This is a genomic window from Corynebacterium riegelii, assembly GCF_001263755.1.
In the GTDB taxonomy this organism is placed as follows: Bacteria; Actinomycetota; Actinomycetes; order Mycobacteriales; family Mycobacteriaceae; genus Corynebacterium; species Corynebacterium riegelii.
Map to the genome: position 1 here is coordinate 1,491,867 of NZ_CP012342.1, position 19,515 is coordinate 1,511,381.

A 19,515-nucleotide genomic window follows, 5' to 3' on the forward strand; every position below is an offset into this window, starting at 1 on the left:
GGTGCGCATGCCTGAATTCACGTTTAAACGAGCAACCGAGTCAGATCGTACCTATCTGCTGCGCCTGAACTACCTCACTGAGGTCTTCGGCGATGAAACTGCTGCGATGGCTGAAGATTCGCTCTCCGGCGTCGCCCCCTACATCGACGACTGGGATCCGGAACGTGACGGCGGCATCATCGCATTTGATGAGTTCCGCACGCCCGCCGGCGGCACATGGTTGCGCTACTGGGAAAAGCCGACTGACGGCTACGCAAACGTTGCCCCCAACGTGCCGGAGCTTGCGATTGCGGTAGAGAACCGTTTTGCAGGCAACCGCCTTGCGGCCCGCCTGCTTGAGGCGGTAGCGGAACTTGCACGCGAGCAGGGCGCGCCGCAGCTTGCGCTGTGGGTTGACCCCAACAACCCGCGTGCACGCCACCGCTACGAAGCATTCGGCTTCCGCGACTACCCGGATGCCGAGAACGTGATGGTCCTCGACATCTAGGTGCCCACACCTGCGGTAACGCCACTCCCCCAACGCGGGATCATCAGTGGGCTGCCAGATTCGGGGTCAGTAATGACCCGTGCCTCCACCCCAAACACTTCACGTACCAGTGACTCTGTGATGACATCAGCAGGCGGCCCCACCGCAACAACTTCTCCTTCTTTCAGGGCAATTATGTTATCGGCGTAGCGGGCTGCTTGGTTGAGGTCATGGAGTACCGCCACTAGAGTGTAGCCATCGCGCAAATTCAATTCGCGACAAAGCTCGAGTAACTCTAGTTGGTGTCGAACGTCCAGATACGTAGTCGGCTCATCAAGCAGCAGAATAGGCGTGTTTTGTGCTAACGCCACTGCCATCCACACACGTTGACGCTGGCCACCCGACAACTCATCAACAAATCTGCCGGAGAGTTCTCTCACACCCGTCGCGTCCATCGCAGCGCTGACGGCGCGTTCGTCCTCCGGCGACCAAGGCCGTAACAGGCTCTGGTGTGGATACCGCCCTCGGGAAACCAGATCGATCACACGGATACCGTCCGGTGCGACTGGACCTTGGGGCAAGAGCCCGACTTGCCGTGCTACCTGCTTTGTGGGTTGGCTGTGGAGAGACTTGCCGTCCAAAAGGGTCACTCCGGAAACCGGCGCAATAAGCCTCGTCAGGGATTTCAGCAGCGTCGATTTACCGCATCCGTTCGGTCCGACGATAACGGTGAATTCATCATCCGGAATCTGAATAGTCACGTCACGGCAGATCACCGCGGTGTCGGAGTAAGCCAACGTTGCATTTTCTGTGCAAAGACGGGCCATTATTTTCGTCCTTCCCTAAGCAACAGTAGGAGGAAATAGATACCGCCAATGGACACTGTGACAATGCCTACAGGCAGCGGAGACGTCGGGTAAATGCGTTGCGCAACGGTGTCTGCAAGGATGAGCAAGAGGGCGCCGGTCGCTGCAGTAGGTGCTAACGCAAGACCGTCCGAGCGCACAAGGCGACGAGCGATCTGAGGCGCGGCGAGCGCAATGAATGAAATCGGGCCGACCGTGGAGGTTGCAAGTGCGGTGAGACCGATGCCAGCGACAATCGCGCTGACCTGCACGACTCGGACGTTCTGCCCAAGCGCCGTGGCAAAAGGAATGCCCATCTGAGTAAGCTGCAGCGGGCGCGCAAGAAATGCCGTTCCCACAATGAATACTGCAGTGCCAGAAACCACAAGCATAAGTTGCTTCCAGGAAGTACCAGAAAGGTTGCCTGCGCCCCATAAGCTTGCCATGATCGCGTCTTCGACCGACGCGGTGAGCAACAACCAAGTATTTACTGCTGCCAACATCGCGCTTACGCCGATTCCGACGATGATTAGCCGCACACCTCGCGCGTAGCCATTTTTCGAAGCAAGCAGAAACACGGCGACAGCAGTCACTATCCCTCCGGCAAGTGCGCCAAGCAAGGTTTCCAGAGCACCACCCCGGAGGACGAGAAGTACGATCAGCGCCCCGGTATAGGAACCCGTTTGGAATCCGATGACATCCGGCGATCCCAACGGATTATTGGTGAGGTTTTGGAAGAGGGCACCGGATATGGCCAGGCCAGCCCCGAGAACAAGTGCCATCAGCACTCGTGGGGCACGCCAGTCCACAACCACCATTGTGGTGAACTCATCGCCTCGCCCGCGAAGCGCGTCGAATACCTCAACAACGCCAACTGCCGCCGACCCTGTGAAGAGCGCAAAAACACCACATGCACCTGCACAAAAAAGAAGGACGGTAGTGACTACAAGTGCGCGGACATCAGTGACAACAACAGGACAATCACGAGGACCAAGACGGACAATCTTCCGTCCGTAGTCAAGCTGCTGGGATGGCGTCATAGCTCAGCCACCCGGAGGCGACGTGCCAGCACGATAAGCAGGGGCGCTCCGATAAACGGCGTAACAACGCCGACCGGCATCTCCCCCTGCACGATGATTCGGCCAAGTACATCGGCGCACCCCATTATGGTTGGGGCAAGAAGAATTGAATAGATCATGATCCACCCTTGATGCGGGCCAACAATCATCCGACTTAAGTGTGGCGCCAGTAAACCGAGAAACGAGATCGGACCTGCTGCCGCCGTTGCGCCACCAGCTAGTAAAGCAATCGCCAGCAGCGCAATGAGCCTCACTCGGTTTGGATTCGCCCCCATGCCCACCGCCGCAGCGTCGCCAAGTGCGAGCACGTCTAGCGACTTCGTGAGTGCGAGTGCGAGCATTAACCCAAACATGATGAATGGTGCGATCGACAGCGTATTTTCTAGCGCTTGGTTCGCAGTAGTGCCAGCAGACCATCCGCGCATCTTCTTCAACACGTCAGCGTTAGTAAGCAAGACAGCCGAAGTAAATCCGCCAAGGACAGCACCGATAGCTACTCCTGAGAGCGTCATGCGAATCGGGTTGCCACGCATAGGCCCGGTGTTCCCTATAAGGAACACAGCTAGGGAGGTTACAACCGCGCCGCTAAACGCTAACCACATATAGCGGTTGATTTCTGTGATGCCAAAGTAGGCAATACCGACAACAACAGCCAACGAAGCCCCAGCATTGACACCAAGGATTCCTGGATCTGTCAAGGGATTTCGCGTTACTGCCTGCATCAAACCCCCAGCAACTCCAAACGCTGCTCCTGCGACCAAGATCAAAACGGTGCGAGGAACGCGGGATTGCCAAACCACCTGTGAGATGGGGTCCACTGAATCAGGCGTCAGGAGAAACTGCCACACTTCTCCCGCACTTACTGCGCGTGCCCCTACCATGAGGCTGAACACCAACGTAAAAGCAAGCAGAATCAGCAGTATGCCAGCGCCGACGACCCGGTACGCAAGGGGGTGCCTGGTCGGCGTTGGTGGTATTGTGCTACTGCCAGAGGGGTGTGCGGGTGCCAATGTGATTGCCATTGATCTTTGTTGAAATTGAGTGGCGCTAAACAACCTTGTTAAACGTCTTCACCTTCTCGGTGAGTCCATCAAGCCAATCTGCGTAGTGTCGGGAAGTAAGAGCACCCTTGGAGTTCCAGCCGTAGAGCTGCCCGGCCTTCACGGAAGGCAGAGCGTCCCACAGCTCAGCAGTGAAAGGGTTGGCTTCGTCATACTGCTCAACAAGCATGACGTCAGCTGGGTACTGCGAAGCCTCTTCCCAGGCGATCCACGCCCACGGACCTCCCTCGTGCCCCTCAGTCGGACCTACAAGGGTTGCACCCAGCTGCTCCAGCAGCAGCGCGTGTGGCCCACCAGCTCGCGTGTATAGCATCTCTTGCGTCGGGCTGGCCAGTAGGAATGTCAGATCCTTTTCCGAAACAGCCTCGGTAAAGTTCTTCTTCGCAGCTTCGAAATCCTTGTCGGCCTGCGTGATGTTCGTATCACCGAGATCCGCACCTAGGAAGTCCGCGAGTTCGCGCACATTTGCAATCCCTTCGTCGATAGTGTCGCCGCTCGGCAAGGGTACAAACGGCGCTACGCGGGTGAGTTGCGCGTTAACATCCTCCTTAAACCATTGCCACCCATCAGCAGTCCCAAGCCCGACAATCGCGTCAGGTTTCAATTGAGCAAGCTTCTCCAAGTCGATTTCGCCATCGGTGCCAATCTGCTCAATTCCGGTTGTGTCTACGCCGTCCATCACAGTCGGGTCGTCACATTGGTAGCCGAAGATCGCACTCGGCTTGAAGCCATACTCGTTGAGCGTGGAGTACGCATAACAGTCCATGACAATGTTCTCGGGCTGCTTAGCAAACTCGATCTCTAGACCTTCGATATTCGGGTGGGCGAACACTGCCGCATCAGGCGCGGAACTAGTACTGCTCACCGCGGGTTCGTTGCTAGAAGAAGATGAAGGGCTGCACCCTGTGAGTGCCAAGCCAGCAACGACAGTAAGGATCGCGGCGAGTTTTATACGCATGGGAGACCTTTCTCCGATAGAGGGATAGCCCAGACACACCTGAGCCACAGTTTGAATTAGGCAAGCCTAACACAGTAAATAGATTAGGCAAAGCTAACCTAACTGATAGTTCTGTCTAGCCTCTCGCCTGACCCTCAATCCAAAACCCGCTAAACGTCACATCCCGTGGGTCCATCCCCCATTCAGACACACTAAACCTGCGGACCCCCGCCGCAAACGCCCGTTCGCCGCAGCACCACACATACCCAGCCGGATTAAGCGTTCGTAACCTGTCCAGAACAGCTACCAAAAGCTCCTCCTGCGGTGCCGTCACCATATGAAATACCCCCAACCGGGAGGCCCATTTTCCCCCTATGCCGGGTTCAAAACTATCGAGTGATGGGGCGGCAAGAATCACCCCAGTACTACGCAGTTCATCAGGATGAAAACTCTGCAAAAACTCGAGCACCGCAACAACTGAGGGCGCCGCCGTGGGATCCGCGATCAGCAACTGCGAACCAGAGCCTGCCGCGTAGTGCCGACACCAGAGACCATTCGTCGGAGAAATCCCACAAATATCGCCTGGACCCGCGCCGAGCGCCCAGCGCAGAGCAGGACCAATTGCAGGGTCAGCAGGGTCGGTCACGCCATGAGTCACCACCTGGAATGCGAGAGCTCCGGCACTGCGATCAAGGTGCCGCACCGTGTACCAGCGCAATTCTGGCCGCTCAGGATCAGAGAGTTGGGCAAGATGGCTACGCAGATTACCACTCGTCGGACGAGGTACGGGTACGTATTCTCGGCCCGGGGAAGGGATCAGAAGACCAAAGAATTCATCCGGCCCAATAAGGCGATGTTCCCGCAGAGCAGGCGCAGAGACAGTAATCTCCAGCAGGTCGGGAGCAACTTTTTCAACTTTCGCAACACGTACCGTGATAATCTCGGCCAACTCACGCTGCGGCCTATCAGTCAGTTCGGTTGTGCAAAATGTGGAGGGATCTAAGAGCATAGATCCAATATTAGGTTAGCCTGCCTTTATCTTCACTGAGTTGTTGGCTATACAACGAATGCGCCGACTCCCCGGCAAGGAGAGACCGACGCAATCGTCATGAAGAAAACGGCACTTAGGCGATAACCACCACCAGGTCGCCGCCTTCCACCTTGGTGGCCTGCGACAGGGCTACGCGCTCGACCGTGCCAGACTTCGGTGCGGAGATCGCAGCCTCCATCTTCATGGCTTCGATGGTGGCAACTGGGTCGCCTTCCTTGACTTCGTCGCCAACCTTGACCGTCACGTTGACCACGCCGGCGAACGGCGCTGCTACGTGGCCCGGGTTGGAGCTGTCGGCCTTTTCCACCTCAGCCACAGTCGACTCGGCGTTCTGGTCGCGCACCAGCATCGGACGAACCTGGCCGTTGACGGTGAGGATGACCTGGCGCATGCCCTTCTCATCCGGCTCACCAACCGCATCCAGGCGGACCACCAGCGGCGGGATATTCGCGTCGATCTCGCCGTAGTAGATCATCGTCTCCTCGCCCTCTTCAAGGCCGTAGAAGAACGTCTTGTCACCCAGCTGGTCAGTGATGCCGTAGGTGCGCTTGTGCTCCAGGAACTCGTTGTACTGCTTCGGGAAGAGCAGCTTGTCCAACGCCACGCGACGCTTAACGTGGTCAGTGCCCTCCAGATCCGGCACGAGCTCCTCCGGCACATCCACCGTGTGGTCAACCACAGAGCGGTTCTCCAGGGCCTTCTCGCGCAGCTCTGGCCAGCCGCCAGGAGGCGTACCCAGCTCACCCTGCAGGAAGCCGATAACGGACTCCGGAATGTCGTACTTGCGCGGGTTCTCGGCGAACTCCTCCGGGCTCACGCCCTGGCCCACCAGCTGCAGCGCAAGATCGCCCACAACCTTTGACGACGGGGTCACCTTCGTCGGACGGCCAAGAATGGTGTTCACACCTGCGTAGTAGTCCTCGATGAGCTCGAAGCGGTCCTCCAGGCCCAGCGCCTTCGCCTGCGTACGCAGGTTGGACAGCTGGCCGCCCGGGATCTCGTGCTTGTACACGCGACCGGTCGGGCCCGGGATGCCGGACTCAAACGGAGCGTAGACCTGGCGCACAGCCTCCCAGTACGGCTCCATGTCAGAGACCGCCTGCAGGGAGATGCCGGTGTCGCGCTCCGTGTCTGCGAACGCGGCAACCAGTGCGGACATGGACGGCTGGGAGGTGGTACCTGCCAGCGGTGCCGAGGCCACGTCCACCACGTCAGCACCAGCGTTTGCGGCAGCCAGGTAGGTAGCCAGCTGGCCGCCAGCGGTGTCGTGGGTGTGCACGTGCACCGGCAGGTCGAAGCGCTCGCGCAGCGCGGTCACCAGCTTCGCAGCGGCACCCGGACGCATAAGTCCCGCCATGTCCTTGATGGCAAGTACGTGGGCGCCAGCCTCAACGATCTCTTCTGCCAGCTTCAGGTAGTAATCCAGCGTGTACAGGTCCTCATTCGGATCCAGCAGGTTGCCGGAGTACGCCATGGCCACCTCAGCGACGGTGGTGTTGGTCTCAAGCACTGCATCAATTGCCGGGCGCATCTGGCTGACGTCATTGAGAGCGTCGAAAATACGGAAGATGTCAATGCCGGAGGTTGCGGCCTCCTGCACAAACGCGCGGGTCACGGAATCCGGGTACGGCGTGTAGCCCACCGTGTTGCGGCCACGCAGCAGCATCTGGATGTTCACGTTCGGCATGGCCTCACGCACCTCGTCCAAACGCATCCACGGGGACTCGTGCAAGAAGCGCATGCCTACGTCGAAGGTGGCGCCGCCCCATGCCTCCACCGAGGTCAGCTGCGGGGTCAGGTGGCCAACGTGCTTAGCTGCAGCAACCAGGGTGTTGGTACGGATACGCGTTGCCAGCAGAGACTGGTGCGCATCACGGAACGTGGTCTCCGTAACACCCAGGGCAGTCTGGTTACGCAGCTTCTCCGCCCACTTCTTCGGGCCCAGCTCCAGAAGATCATCGCGGGAACCACGCGGGGTGTCCGGGTAATCCAGCTTCGGCAGCTTCTTGGAGGGCTGGATGCTCGTCGGGCGCGGACCGTTCGGCTTGTTCACGGTCACTTCAGCCAGGTAGTTCAGGATCTTGCCTGCATCATCCGCAGCGTTCGGAGCATCCAAAAGGTGCGGGTGCTTTGCAATGAAGCTGGTGTTCACACGCTCATAGCGGAACTCCGGCTCACTCAGCAGCGCACGCAGGAAGCCAATGTTGGTGGACAGGCCATCAATGGCGAACTCGTTGAGTGCGCGCAGCGCGCGGTCCACAGCCACCTGGAAGTTACGCCCACGGCAGGTCATCTTCACCAGCAGGGAGTCAAAGTTCGGGGTGATCGGGGTGCCCACGGCCACCGAGCCATCCAAACGCACACCCGCGCCGCCCGGGGAACGGTAACCAGTAATGGTGCCGGAATCCGGACGGAAACCGTTGTGCGGATCCTCGGTGGTAATACGGCACTGCAGCGCAGCACCAGTGACCTCAATGAGGTCCTGGGTCAGGTGCACATCCTCCAGCTTCGCGCCGGCGGCAATGTACATCTGGTTTTTCACAATGTCGATGCCGGTGACTTCCTCAGTCACCGTGTGCTCCACCTGCACACGCGGGTTCATCTCGATGAAGACGTGATTGCCCTTCTCATCTACAAGGAACTCGACGGTGCCCGCACCCTCGTAGTTAATCTCCTTACAGAACGCCACCGCGTCGGCACAGATGGCTTGACGCTGCTCATCCGTAATGTGCTGCGCAGGAGCGATCTCAACCACCTTCTGGTGGCGGCGCTGCACCGAGCAGTCACGCTCAAAGAGGTGGACCACGTTGCCGTAGCTGTCGGCCATGATCTGCACCTCAATGTGCTGCGGGTTAATCACGGCACGCTCGATGTAGACATTCGGGTCACCGAAGGCAGCCTCCGCCTCACGCGACGCCTCAGCGGCAAGCTTCTCTACGTCTTCCTGCTTCTCAATGAAGCGCATACCGCGGCCGCCACCGCCGGCTACTGCCTTCACAAACACCGGGAACTCAAATTCCTTGGCGTACTCAGCCAACTGCTTCGGGTCAGCGGACGGCTCCGAATCCTTCAACGTTGGCAGACCAGCGCGCTGTGCGGCCTGCACAGCTGCCGCCTTGTCACCCGTCAGCTCAAGGGTCTCGGCGGTAGGGCCAATGAACTTAATGCCCTCCTCTTTACAGCGGCGAGCAAGATCCGCACGCTCAGAGAGGAACCCGTAGCCCGGGTACACCGCATCCGCGCCGGTCTGCTTCGCCGCACGGATGATCTCTTCAATGTCTAGGTAAGCCCTGACAGGCTGGCCTTCAACGCCGATTTGTACCGCTTCATCCGCGAACGGGCGGTGGAAAGAGTTGCGGTCCTCACGTGGGTAGACAGCAACAGTCTTCGCGCCGGTCTCAAAGGCGGCACGAAACGCTCGCACCGCAATCTCGCCACGGTTGGCCACCAGGATCTTTTTAAAGGTGGGAAGTTCGTTCAGTGGAAGCGTGTCCGGATTCATCGCTTTTCCTTTCGCAATGGCTGCAAATGACTGCAAGTATGTTTCAAATAGTATCGGAGTGCGGGTTGGTATCACCTAGAAACTGGAGAAAAAGTTCGCTCTCCGCACGCAAACACCCCCACTTCGTAGGGAGGTGGGGGTGGTTCACGCAAACGTCGTCAAGCTTGAAGCTCTATTTACGCTTCGATGTGACGCTCCTCCGGACCGTTGTACGCAGACAGCGGGCGGATCAGCGAGTTGTTCTCAAACTGCTCAATGATGTGCGCAGTCCAGCCGGTGATGCGGGACATCACGAACAGCGGGGTGAAGAACTCAATGTCAAAGCCAAGGATGTAGTACGCCGGGCCGGACGGGAAGTCCAGGTTCGGGCGGATCTTGATGGACGTGTTGTCATGCATGGTCTTGGCCATGATGTCGTACATCTCAACCCACTTCTGTGCGTCCTTCTCCGGGTGCTCAGCAGCGAGCTTCTTGAATGCGGCCTCCATCGTCGGCACGCGGGAGTCGCCCTTCTTGTACACGCGGTGGCCGAAGCCCATGACAAGCTCCTTGTTCTTGAGCTTGTTCAGGCACCACTCCTCAGCCTTCGCCGGGTCCCCAATCTCCTCCATGTGGTGCATCACGAACTCGTTCGCACCACCGTGCAGCGGGCCCTTCAGCGCGCCGATTGCACCGGTGATGGCGGACCAGCCGTCAGACATCGTCGAGGCAATGGTGCGTGCGGTGAAGGTGGAAGCGTTGAAGGAGTGCTCAGCGTAGAGAATCATCGTCTTCTCAAACGCCTCAATGTCGGACGGGATGTTCGCCGGCGACTTCTCATCATCACCAAACACCATCCAGAGGAAGTTCTCGGAGAAGCCCTTCTCCTTGCTCGGAGCGATGTACTCCTTGCCCTGGCGGCGGCGGATATCCGTAGCCACGATGGTGGGCAGCTTCGCCAGCAGCTTACGGCCGATGGACTGCAGGTGATCCGAGTCCTTCGTGAACTTCTCCGGATCCTCAGCACCCAGGTAGGACACTGCGGTACGCAGCACGTCCATCGGGTGGCAGTCCTTCGGCATGAAGTTGATCACCTGGATCAGCTCTTCATCAATGTCACGGTTTTCCATGCAGCCGCCGCGGAACTCTTCCAGCTGCTCCGGGGTCGGCAGCTCACCGTTCCACAGCAGGTAGGCGACCTCTTCAAAGGTGCAGTGCTCAGCCAGCTCCTGAACCGGGTAGCCGCGGTACAACAGCGAGTTGGTCTCTGGGTTGACCTTGGATACTGCCGTGTAGTCAGCGACAACGCCGTTAAGGCCCTTGCGGATTTCTTGCTCAGTCATTTCTCGGTCACTCCTTATTTGAAGGTCTGGGTGTAGGTGTCTTTGGAATAGGTGAAGACGGACTGGTCGAACTGGTTGTACTCGTCGTAGCGAACCAGCTCGTACAGGCGGGAACGGTGCTGCATCTTGTCCAGCCACGGCTCCTGCGTGCCGGTTTCTGCGATGTCTCGCAGCATTGCCTCGGTCTGGCCCATGGCGATGCGGAAGGTGGTCACCGGCCAGATCACCGCGTTGTAGCCGAGCTCCTCCAAGCGAGGGGCCGGAATCAGGTCGGTCTTGCCAAACTCGGTCATGTTGGCCAGCAGCGGCGTATCAACGGCCTCGCGGAACTTTGCAAAGTCTTCCTCCGAGTACAACGCCTCGGTGAAGATGAGGTCCGCGCCAGCGTCGGCGTATGCCTTCGCGCGCTCGATAGCTTCGTCAATGCCCTCGATGCCGGCCGCGTCTGTACGCGCACAGATGACAAACGCATCGTCATGACGCTCGCGCACCGCGGCGGTAATGCGGCGCACCATCAAATCACGCGGCACAACCTCCTTGCCGTCCAGGTGGCCACAACGCTTCGGGTTAACCTGGTCCTCCAGGTGCAGCGCCGCCAGGCCTGCGGCCTCAAACTCTGCAACGGTACGCGCAGCGCTCATCGGCTCACCAAAACCCGTGTCAGCATCAATCAGCACCGGCAGGTTGGTCGCACGTGCGATCTGGCCGCCGCGGTTTGCCACCTCAGTCAAGGTGGTCAGGCCGATATCCGGCAGACCCAGGTCGTTGGCCACCACTGCGCCGGAAACGTAGACGCCTTCGAAAGCGCCGATGTCTTCGATCAAGCGCGCCGTCAGCGGGTTGAACGCGCCTGGCAGCTTGGTAATCGTCTCGCTGGTCAGGGACTCACGCAGCGCCACGCGGCGCTCGTGAGGGGTTTTCTCGGGTGCGAACATTAGAAGATGCCTTCCGGAATCTCAGGAGCTGCATCGCGTGCAGCCTGGTTAACCACAATGTTGAGCTCACTGAGGTCGGTCAGGTTCTCCAGATCCTGCACTGCGGTCAGGAAGCGCTCCTGCTCCTCCGGTGCCACAATGCCCTCAGCCAGGGTGCGGAACTTCTTGATGTAGTTCTCACGGACGAACGGGCGAGCACCCAGCGGGTGAGCGTCTGCCACTGCCATCTCGTCCTCAATCACGGAGCCATCGTTGAAGGTGATGACAGCCTTAGCGCCGAATGCCTTCTCGGCCGGGTCGGTCGAGTGGTAGCGGCGGGTCCACTCCGGGTCCTCCACCGTGGAGACCTTGTGCCACAGCTCAACGGTCTCCGGACGGTTTGCGCGCTCCGGGGTGTAGGAGTCGACGTGGTGCCACGTGCCGTCTTCAAGCGCGACAGCGAACATGTACATGATGGAGTGATCCAGCGTCTCACGCGATGCGGACGGATCCATCTTCTGCGGGTCGTTCGCGCCGGTACCGATCACGTAGTGGGTGTGGTGCGAGGTGTGCAGCACGATGGACTCGATGTCCTTGGTGGACTTGCCCTGCTCTTCAATCGTGGCCTTGATGCGGCGAGCTAGGTCGATCGGTGCCTGTGCCTGGTACTCCGCGGAGTGCTCCTTGGTGTAGGTGTCCAGGATGGCGCGCTTCTCTTCACCCGGTGCCGGCAGCGGAACGATGTAGGTGCGCTCCGGGGAGTGCAGCATCCATGCGATGAAGCCGTCCTCGCCCTCCCAGATCGGGGCCGGTGCGCCCTCGCCGCGCATTGCACGGTCAACAGCCTCAATGGCCATCTTGCCTGCGAACGCCGGCGCGGAAGCCTTCCAGGAGGAGATCAGGCCCTTGCGGGACTGACGCGTTGCGGTGGTGGTGTGCAGCGCCTGGCCAATTGCCTGGTAGATGGTGTCCACGTCCAGGTTCAGCATGGTGCCAATGCCTGCTGCGGCCGACGGGCCGAGGTGCGCAACGTGGTCAATCTTCCACTCGTGCAGGCAGATGCCCTTAACCAGGTTGACCTGGATCTCGTAGCCGGTAGCAATGCCGCGGATCAGCGCCTTGCCGTCCAGACCCTTGTGCTGTGCCACTGCCAGGATCGGCGGGATGTTGTCGCCCGGGTGGGAGTATTCAGCCGCCAGGAAGGTGTCGTGGTAGTCCAGCTCACGCACAGCGGTGCCGTTTGCAAAGGCTGCCCACTCTGCGGAGTAGGCGCCATCAACGCCGAATACCTGGGCGCCGCCTTCCTGCACCGGGTGAGCCTCAGCCATGACACGGGCAGTAGCCACCGGACGACGGCCGTAGGAGGCAACCGCTACCGAAGCATTGTCGATGATGCGGTTGATGATCATTTCCTTGGTGTCCTCAGGAACCTCAACCGGGTCAGCGGCAACCTGAGCAATCTTGTACGCCAGGTGCTCTTCAATCGGGAACTCTTCTGCGGACTTATGTGTCCGTACTTCGTGTTGGATCATCGTGCGCTTCAACTCCTTTTCGCCCTGTGGCGCCTTTGCTGCGCCTCTGCGGTGAATGAACCCGGCATTGCGCTCGGGTGCTACAGCTCATACTAGGGAGAAAAGTGTGCGCTACGTCATGATCTTAATTTGCAAAGAATTGTGGCGTTGATTTGCCTTTATTGTAAACTTTGTAAATCAGCAGGTAGCGGGCACTATCCAGAGGAGCACAGGCTATGAGCAAGCACTACGCGGGGGCACGGATTCACACGCTTCGCACGTCCCGTTCACTTACTCAGGTTGAAATGGCCCAAAAACTTGGCATCTCCGCCAGCTATCTCAACCAGTTGGAAAATGATCAGCGCCCGCTGACCGTCTCAGTGCTTCTGCAACTCACCCGCGTCTTCGGGCTGGACGCCTCGTTTTTCTCCCAAGACTCCGAGCAGCGCACCATTGGTGAATTGGCCGAGCTCATGCCTGGTCTTTCGGACGACGAGCTTGCAGACTTTGCCATCCGTTACCCCCGCATCGCGGACGCCGTGCGTGAGATCCCCACACTGCTGACCTCGGCGGCACTGAGCCCACACGCCACGGTGCGTGATTTCTTCCAGCGCAATGAGAACTATTTTGATGACCTGGATCTGGCAGCTGAGAACTTCGCGCTCCACGCCCCCTCGCGCCAGCTGCGCCTGACCCGCCTCGCTGCCGCATTTGACCGCGATTACGGCTACACGGTCCGCTTCAACCAGTACGCGCAAGGACCGCGCTCAATGTTGGATACCGCTTCCCGCGAGATCCGCCTGCGTACCGGGCTGACTGAGGCCCAGCAGTGCTTCGAGCTGTCGTACCACTATGCGCTCATTGGGCACATTTCGCTTATCGACGCCCACCTGGCCCCCATCACCGACCCCGACGCCTACAGCCTGGGCAGGCATGGCCTGGCGCAATACTTTGCCGCCGCAGTGACCATGCCGTACGGCGAAATTTTGGCCGCGGCGGAGGCCACCCGCTACGACATTGACATGATTGCCGCCCGTTTTGGCACCGGTTTTGAATCCACCTGCCAGCGCCTCGGCACCTTGCAGCGCCCCGGCGCGCGCGCCGTCCCCTTTGCGTTTGTGCGCACAGACCGCGCCGGCAACATTTCCAAGCGTCAGTCCACCACGTCGTTCCACTTCTCCCAGCGCGGCGGGACCTGCCCGCTGTGGGTGGTCCACCGCGCCTTTGAAACCCCGAACCGTGTCACCCGCCAGGTGGCGGTGATGCCAGATGGGCGCACCTACCTGTGGGTGGCGCGCATGGTGCAAGGCCCCGCGGCCGGCTTTGGCACGCCACGCCAGGAAAACGCGGTGGCCTTGGGCTGCGACACAGACCACGCCGAACGCCTGGTGTACGCGGACGGTTTGGACCTCTCCCCTGACTCAGCCACCCCGATTGGGCCGGGGTGTGAGACGTGTCCGCGTAATGAATGCCCGCAGCGGGCGTTTCCGGTTAGTCCAGGTCGGAGTGAGCGATAAGGCGGCGTGCCGCCTCCGTAATGGAACCGGACAGCGAGGGGTAGACCGCCATCGAATCCGACAGCTGACGCACGGTCAGCTTGTTGGTCACCGCAATGGTGATGGAGTGGATCAGCTCAGATGCCGTCGGCGCCACAATCACGCCACCGATGACCTCGCCGGTGCCCTTGCGAGCAAAGATCTTCACAAAACCGTGCTGCAGCGAACGCATCTTGGCGCGCGGGTTGGTAGACAGCGGCAGCTTGTAAATGTCCGCCTCAATTTCCCCGTCGCGGATCTGCTGCTCCGTTACGCCCACAGCCGCAATTTCGGGGCGGGTGAACACGGCGTTACCCACCGTCTTCAAGCGGATCGGCGCAACGCCCTCACCCAGGGCATGGTCAACGGCGATGCGGCCCTGCTGTGCGGCGACGGAAGCCAGCGGCATCAGGTCCGTGCAGTCACCGGCCGCGTAGATACCCGCAACGTTGGTGCGTGACACGCGATCCACGTGGATGTGTCCAGACGGGGTGGTCTCCACACCAGCCGCCTCAAGGTTCAGGTCCTGGGTGTTCGGGATGGAACCAATGGACATCATGACGTGCGAGCCACGGATCTCACGTCCATCCGTGGTGCGCACAACCACACCATCGCCGGTGTTTTCCACTGACTCCACGCGCGCATCCTTCTCCAAATGCACGCCAAGGCCCTCAAGCACGGTCTCCAGCACATCTGCGGCATCCGCGTCATCGTGCGGCAGAATACGGTCGCGCGAGGCCACCATGGTCACCTCAACGCCCAGCTCAGCGTATGCGGAGACGAACTCTGCACCGGTCACACCGGAGCCAACCACAATCAGGTGCGTCGGCATCTCAATCAGGTTGTACATCTGGCGCCAGTTCAAAATGCGCTCACCGTCCGGCTCCGCACCCTTGAGCACGCGCGGGCTTGCACCGGTGCACACCAAGACCATGTCGCAGTCCAAGCGCTCCTCTTCACCATTTGCCAGCTCCGCCACCACACGGTGCGTAGTGTGGCCATCCTGCTCGGAGGAGAAACGAGCGCGCCCCTTCACAATGCGCACGCCGGCACGCTCAAGTTGGTTGTGAATATCGCGGGACTGCTCCGAAGCCAGCGCCACTACACGGTTATTCAATGCGGTCAACGCAAGCTGCGCATTACCCAAGGTGTGGTTCAGCCCCATCGCGTCCGCGCGGCGCAGGTCGGTTTTAATGTTGGCGCCTGCAATGAAGCTTTTCGACGGCACGACGTCCTTGCGAATCGCCGAACCACCAGCACCCTCGTCCTCTACCAGCGTGATGTCCGCGCCGTACTTGGAGGCCACAAGGGCCGCCTCGTAGCCGCCAGGACCTCCGCCCATGATGACGATCTTTTTGCTCACGTGTTTACTCCCTACATAACCGGCCAAAACGGTGGCTAGTCTACATACCTGCGCCAGCGGCGGCAGCCGCACTGTACTGCTCAACAATCGCGCCGAACAGCCGCACGCCTACTCCGATGGCCCGCTCATCAATCATGAGGTTGCCTTGGTGCAGGTCCGGCTTCACACCGGTACCGTCCCAGGCGCCGAGGCGAACCATCGTTCCCGGCACATGTTCGAGGTACCAGGAGAAGTCCTCACCACCCGAGGACTGCGGCGAGGTTACCACCGCATGCGGGTCAATGGAACGCGCGGCGGTCACCGCTAGCGACGTCGCCGCATCATCATTGAGCACCGGTGGAACGCCCTGGACGTAGTCCAAGTGGTAGGTGCAGCCCGTCGGCGCGACAATCATGTCGATCAAGTCCGTCAGCAGGTCTTTCAACCCGCGCCAAATGCTGATGTCTGCGGTACGGATCGTGCCGTCGATCCTGCCGCGCTTCGGAATCGCATTGGGGGCATCGCCTGCCTCGATGTGGCCAAACACCATCACCGTGCCGGTGCGCGGATCAACCCGGCGCGACAACAACGCCGGCAGCTGGGTGGCAATCGCGCCGAGGCAATAGACCACGTCCGCAGTCATGTGCGGGCGCGCGGTGTGGCCGCCCGGGCCTTCGATTTCTAGGCGCACCACATCAGCAGCGGAGGTAATTGCGCCGGCGCGCACACCGATTTGGCCTACGCGCAGTTTCGGCTCCACGTGCAGCGCAAAAATAGAGGACACGCCTTTTAGTCCCCCGTACTCGATGACGTCGAGTGCGCCGCCGCCCATGACTTCCTCTGCTGGTTGGAAGATGCAGCGGATGGACAACGGGACGTCGATAGTTGAAAGTGCACACGCCAAGCCGAGCACCACCGTGGTGTGCACATCATGCCCGCACGCGTGCGAAACGCCGGGGACGAGCGAGGCGAACTCAAGACCGGTCTGCTCCGGCACGCCAAGTGCGTCGATATCGGCGCGAAACGCGATTCGCTTGCCTGTGTCCGGGCCGATGTCTACGTAGCAGCCGGTGCCGGGGAAACGCACTGCTTTCAGTCCGTATTCTGCAAGCACGCGCACGATGAAGTCGGTGGTTTCCACCTCTTCGTTGGACAGCTCCGGGTGCGAGTGCAAGTGTCGACGCCAGCCGATCACGCGCTCCTGGTTCTGCGCAAACCACGCGTTAACGCTCGCGGAGATCGACACTGTATCCGCCTCTGACACCCTGATTGCCTCCTGCTTGCAACTATTGTTCTGCGGCAGAAGTCTACGCCAGGGCGTGAAGCGCTGAAAACCGTACTCAGTACCGTACTTAGAACCGTGCGGTGTTTGCCCGCGCTCCCAGCCTGAGGTAGGCCTCCGCAAAGCGTGCGGTGTCCTTCGGCCCACGAGGCCACCGCATGGCAATTTCCACTTGGCTTTCACCCTCTGGGTAGTTGCCGTCATAAATAACGCCCGCGCCTGGCAGCAGCGCCGCCGGCGGCACGTAAAGCGCCGCAGCCAGGCGATACACCGTACTTACCTGGGGGTCTGCAACCTTAGACCCGTTGTATTCGTTGCGCTCCAGGTTAGAGATCTGGGTGCGTGAAATCCCCGAGATTTCCGCCAGCCGCTTCTGTGTCAGCCCCCGCATCATGCGCAGCAGACGCACCCGCTGGCCCAGATCAAGCGCATACGGCTTCCATTGAGAGTGCGGTAATGATTCCGTCATCAACTGATCCCCCTTGGCATCCCCTCCATGTGAATGCTCAATAGCGTAGCCGCACGACGGAATCAGCGCCAGCGTTTCTACAGGTCGATGTTGCGCGGCCCGTAAAGGCGATCGCCCGCATCCCCAAGACCAGGCACGATGTAGGCCTGCTCATTCAGGTCCGGGTCAATCGTCGCCGTGACCAGTCGCACCGGCCCACCGTGAGCCTTTAGCTTATCGACGCCCTGTTGCGCACTCACCATGCACACACAGGTGATATCGTCCGCCCCTCGCTCCAACAACAAGTCAATGGCGTGGATGAGGGAACCACCGGTGGCCAGCATCGGGTCCACCAAAAAGACCGGCTGGCCCGCCAGATCATGCGGCAGCGCCTCCAGGTACGGCACTGGCTCATGCGTTTCTTCATCACGTGCCATGCCGATGAAGCCCACTTGCGCGTCCGGGATCATGGACAGCGCCGGGTCGATCATGCCCAGGCCGGCACGAATAATCGGCACGATGATCGGCGGGTTTTGCAGGCGAGTGCCCTGCGCAACAGCCACCGGGGTTTTGGTTTCAAAGGTTTCCACCGGAAGGTCGCGGCTTGCCTCATAGATCAGCATCGCGCCGAGGTCTGCAAGCGCGGTGCGGAACGCAACGTTGTCGCTGCGCTCATCACGCATGATGGTCAGGCGGGACGCCGCCAGTGGGTGGTTAATAACCGTGATCTGCATAGCCACCATGCTAGGCCGTGCTGCCTCTCCGTGTGATTTTCCGGCGTGATTTTCCGGTGCGATTCTCCGGCGCGATTCTCCGGCGCGGAAAAATTTTTCCGCACCGAGGGAACCGGGGACCCAGTTTGTCGGTCTAAATAGGCATGGACACATTCGTACTTGATTCACACACTGTTACCTCACACACCGATTCCCTACGCGCTGATGCCGCAGCGCTGACCTCTCTTCCCGGCACCTCGTTTCCATCCTTTTACCCCTTCACCGCATTTCATGAGGCATATGCGGCGGCTGCGTCTGCTGCGGAGACGCGCGCACAGCAGGTGCGCGATGAGGCCCGTCGTGTTGCCGCGTTCATGGATCTGACCGTCACCGCGGCTGACACCGTCGATGGCAACACCAGCAAAGGATTAGGAGGACTGCTATGAGCTTGAACACGCTAGACACACTCGGCACCTTGGCATATGAGATGACGGGCTTTCTCCCCGGACCGAAGTCTTTGCCGTGGCAAAGAAGCGACATATTCGCTGCCGCAGCGATGGATCCTGTCGCCGCTGGATTGCAGATTCTGGCGAGCAGGCCGGAGCTCATCCCTACCCTGCCAGGTTTTCAAATCCCCGGGTTTGATGCCTTTGGCGCGCTCGCTCAGCTAGTTGGCGCTGATCCCGGCAAGCACGTGGAGATGGTGCGCGCGCTTGAGGCGTTCCGCGGGCAGATTAGTGACAAGATTTCGCGCGCAAGCCTGCAGTGCGCAGCAACCGCGGCAACGCTAACCGGCCTTGCCATGGATGTGGTGAGTAAAGGAGTGAAGGTCCTTGGCGCCAGCGCCGTACTTGGGCCAATTGGCGTTGGCCTTGCCGTAGTCACCTTGATCAAAGAGGCATTGCAGCGCGCGAAGCAGGAGCTCGACCGTTTGGAAGCAGCCTTGGGCTCGCTTGCTGGAGAGCTTGCCAGGGACACCCAGGCCGCCCTAGCGGTTATGGTTCCCGGCTCAGGCTCCGCGGTGCAGCAGGCGATGGCGCAGCTTGAGCGTCATGCGGGAAATGTGATGGGGGCAACCACGCCGGCGTCGATAAGCGAGGTTCCTGCGGTCAACCACGCGGCGGCCTACAGCGCACCGCCCGCCGCCAGAGCACCGTCTGCCGCAGGTGCCGCAGCGGCAGAACTTGCAAAGTCACAGGTTGGCACCCCCTACAGCTGGGGCGGGTCTGCACCCGGCGGGTTCGACTGCTCGGGACTGACCTCCTGGGCGTACCGCCAGGCGGGCGTGGAGATTCCGCGAGTTGCCGCGGATCAACGCGTAGGCCGCCAGGTCTCGTACGAGGAGCTCGCCCCGGGTGATTTGGTGGTGTGGTCCGGCCACGTAGCCATGTACACCGGTGACGGAATGATGGTGGAAGCCGGTAGCCCGGTACAGATGAACCCGGTGCGCACGGACAATATCGGTATGCCGTTTATGGGCTTCTGGCGCCCCACGGGGTAGTAAGCG

17 protein-coding genes are annotated in these 19,515 nt (G+C 60.2%); 4 read left to right on the plus strand and 13 right to left on the minus strand.

Features of this window, described 5'->3' with window-relative positions; translation table 11 throughout:
* The first annotated feature begins 7 nt into the window (after positions 1-7).
* Entirely contained in the window at positions 8-487 is a 480-nt protein-coding gene (locus AK829_RS07280; protein ID WP_052206439.1) for a GNAT family N-acetyltransferase, read from the plus strand.
* Here AK829_RS07280 and AK829_RS07285 read toward each other — a convergent pair.
* From AK829_RS07285 to prpD, 9 genes are all read right to left on the minus strand, one after another.
* On the minus strand, positions 484-1,293 hold the full coding sequence (locus AK829_RS07285) for an ABC transporter ATP-binding protein (protein WP_052205262.1): 810 nt from the start codon (positions 1,291-1,293) through the stop codon (positions 484-486). The genes AK829_RS07280 and AK829_RS07285 overlap by 4 nt on opposite strands.
* Positions 1,293-2,351 carry a FecCD family ABC transporter permease gene (locus AK829_RS07290; RefSeq protein WP_052205263.1) on the minus strand — a complete coding sequence of 353 codons (1,059 nt, stop codon included), beginning with the start codon at positions 2,349-2,351 and terminating at the stop codon, positions 1,293-1,295. Before AK829_RS07290 ends, AK829_RS07285 begins: the two co-directional genes overlap by 1 nt.
* A complete protein-coding gene (locus AK829_RS07295; protein WP_052205264.1) occupies positions 2,348-3,412 on the minus strand; it encodes an iron chelate uptake ABC transporter family permease subunit in 1,065 nt (354 codons plus the stop codon). Before AK829_RS07295 ends, AK829_RS07290 begins: the two co-directional genes overlap by 4 nt.
* Before the next feature lie 25 nt (positions 3,413-3,437).
* The gene (locus AK829_RS07300; RefSeq protein WP_232305689.1) at positions 3,438-4,316 is read right to left on the minus strand and encodes an ABC transporter substrate-binding protein; all 879 of its coding nucleotides are present in this window, start codon (positions 4,314-4,316) and stop codon (positions 3,438-3,440) included.
* Between the two features lie 208 nt (positions 4,317-4,524).
* On the minus strand, positions 4,525-5,397 hold the full coding sequence (locus AK829_RS12215; protein ID WP_083439783.1) for a siderophore-interacting protein: 873 nt from the start codon (positions 5,395-5,397) through the stop codon (positions 4,525-4,527).
* Between the two features lie 115 nt (positions 5,398-5,512).
* Complete coding sequence (locus AK829_RS07310) at positions 5,513-8,941, minus strand: pyruvate carboxylase (protein WP_052205266.1); 3,429 nt, start codon at positions 8,939-8,941, stop codon at positions 5,513-5,515.
* Between the two features lie 176 nt (positions 8,942-9,117).
* Positions 9,118-10,263 carry a bifunctional 2-methylcitrate synthase/citrate synthase gene (locus AK829_RS07315; RefSeq protein WP_052205267.1) on the minus strand — a complete coding sequence of 382 codons (1,146 nt, stop codon included), beginning with the start codon at positions 10,261-10,263 and terminating at the stop codon, positions 9,118-9,120.
* A 14-nt stretch (positions 10,264-10,277) separates the two neighbouring features.
* Entirely contained in the window at positions 10,278-11,198 is a 921-nt protein-coding gene (prpB, locus tag AK829_RS07320) for a methylisocitrate lyase (protein ID WP_052205268.1), read from the minus strand.
* Positions 11,198-12,709: a 2-methylcitrate dehydratase PrpD gene (gene prpD, locus AK829_RS07325; RefSeq protein ID WP_052205269.1), complete on the minus strand. Its 1,512-nt coding sequence runs from the start codon at positions 12,707-12,709 to the stop codon at positions 11,198-11,200. Before prpD ends, prpB begins: the two co-directional genes overlap by 1 nt.
* A gap of 215 nt (positions 12,710-12,924) precedes the next feature.
* On the opposite strand from prpD, the gene AK829_RS07330 reads away from it, so the two are divergent.
* A complete protein-coding gene (locus AK829_RS07330; RefSeq protein WP_052205270.1) occupies positions 12,925-14,205 on the plus strand; it encodes a short-chain fatty acyl-CoA regulator family protein in 1,281 nt (426 codons plus the stop codon).
* Here the strand turns inward: AK829_RS07330 and AK829_RS07335 are convergent.
* The 4 genes from AK829_RS07335 to upp all read right to left on the minus strand — a co-directional run bounded on the left by AK829_RS07335 (position 14,180) and on the right by upp (position 18,029).
* Entirely contained in the window at positions 14,180-15,586 is a 1,407-nt protein-coding gene (locus tag AK829_RS07335) for an NAD(P)H-quinone dehydrogenase (protein WP_052205271.1), read from the minus strand. The genes AK829_RS07330 and AK829_RS07335 overlap by 26 nt on opposite strands.
* 40 nt (positions 15,587-15,626) lie before the next feature.
* A complete protein-coding gene (locus AK829_RS07340; protein ID WP_052206441.1) occupies positions 15,627-16,811 on the minus strand; it encodes an amidohydrolase in 1,185 nt (394 codons plus the stop codon).
* Positions 16,812-16,917: 106 nt separating this feature from the next.
* Positions 16,918-17,316: a helix-turn-helix domain-containing protein gene (locus AK829_RS07345; RefSeq protein ID WP_052205272.1), complete on the minus strand. Its 399-nt coding sequence runs from the start codon at positions 17,314-17,316 to the stop codon at positions 16,918-16,920.
* A gap of 77 nt (positions 17,317-17,393) precedes the next feature.
* Positions 17,394-18,029 (minus strand): uracil phosphoribosyltransferase, encoded by a 636-nt coding sequence (gene upp / locus AK829_RS07350; protein ID WP_052206442.1) that lies wholly within the window; start codon positions 18,027-18,029, stop codon positions 17,394-17,396.
* A 143-nt stretch (positions 18,030-18,172) separates the two neighbouring features.
* Here upp and AK829_RS07355 point away from each other — a divergent pair, with 143 nt between their 5' ends.
* Together AK829_RS07355 and AK829_RS07360 are read left to right on the plus strand one after the other, a co-directional pair.
* Positions 18,173-18,454 (plus strand): hypothetical protein, encoded by a 282-nt coding sequence (locus AK829_RS07355; RefSeq protein ID WP_052205273.1) that lies wholly within the window; start codon positions 18,173-18,175, stop codon positions 18,452-18,454.
* Positions 18,451-19,509, plus strand: coding sequence for an NlpC/P60 family protein (locus tag AK829_RS07360; protein ID WP_052205274.1), 1,059 nt, complete (start codon positions 18,451-18,453; stop codon positions 19,507-19,509). Before AK829_RS07355 ends, AK829_RS07360 begins: the two co-directional genes overlap by 4 nt.
* Positions 19,510-19,515: the final 6 nt, after the last annotated feature.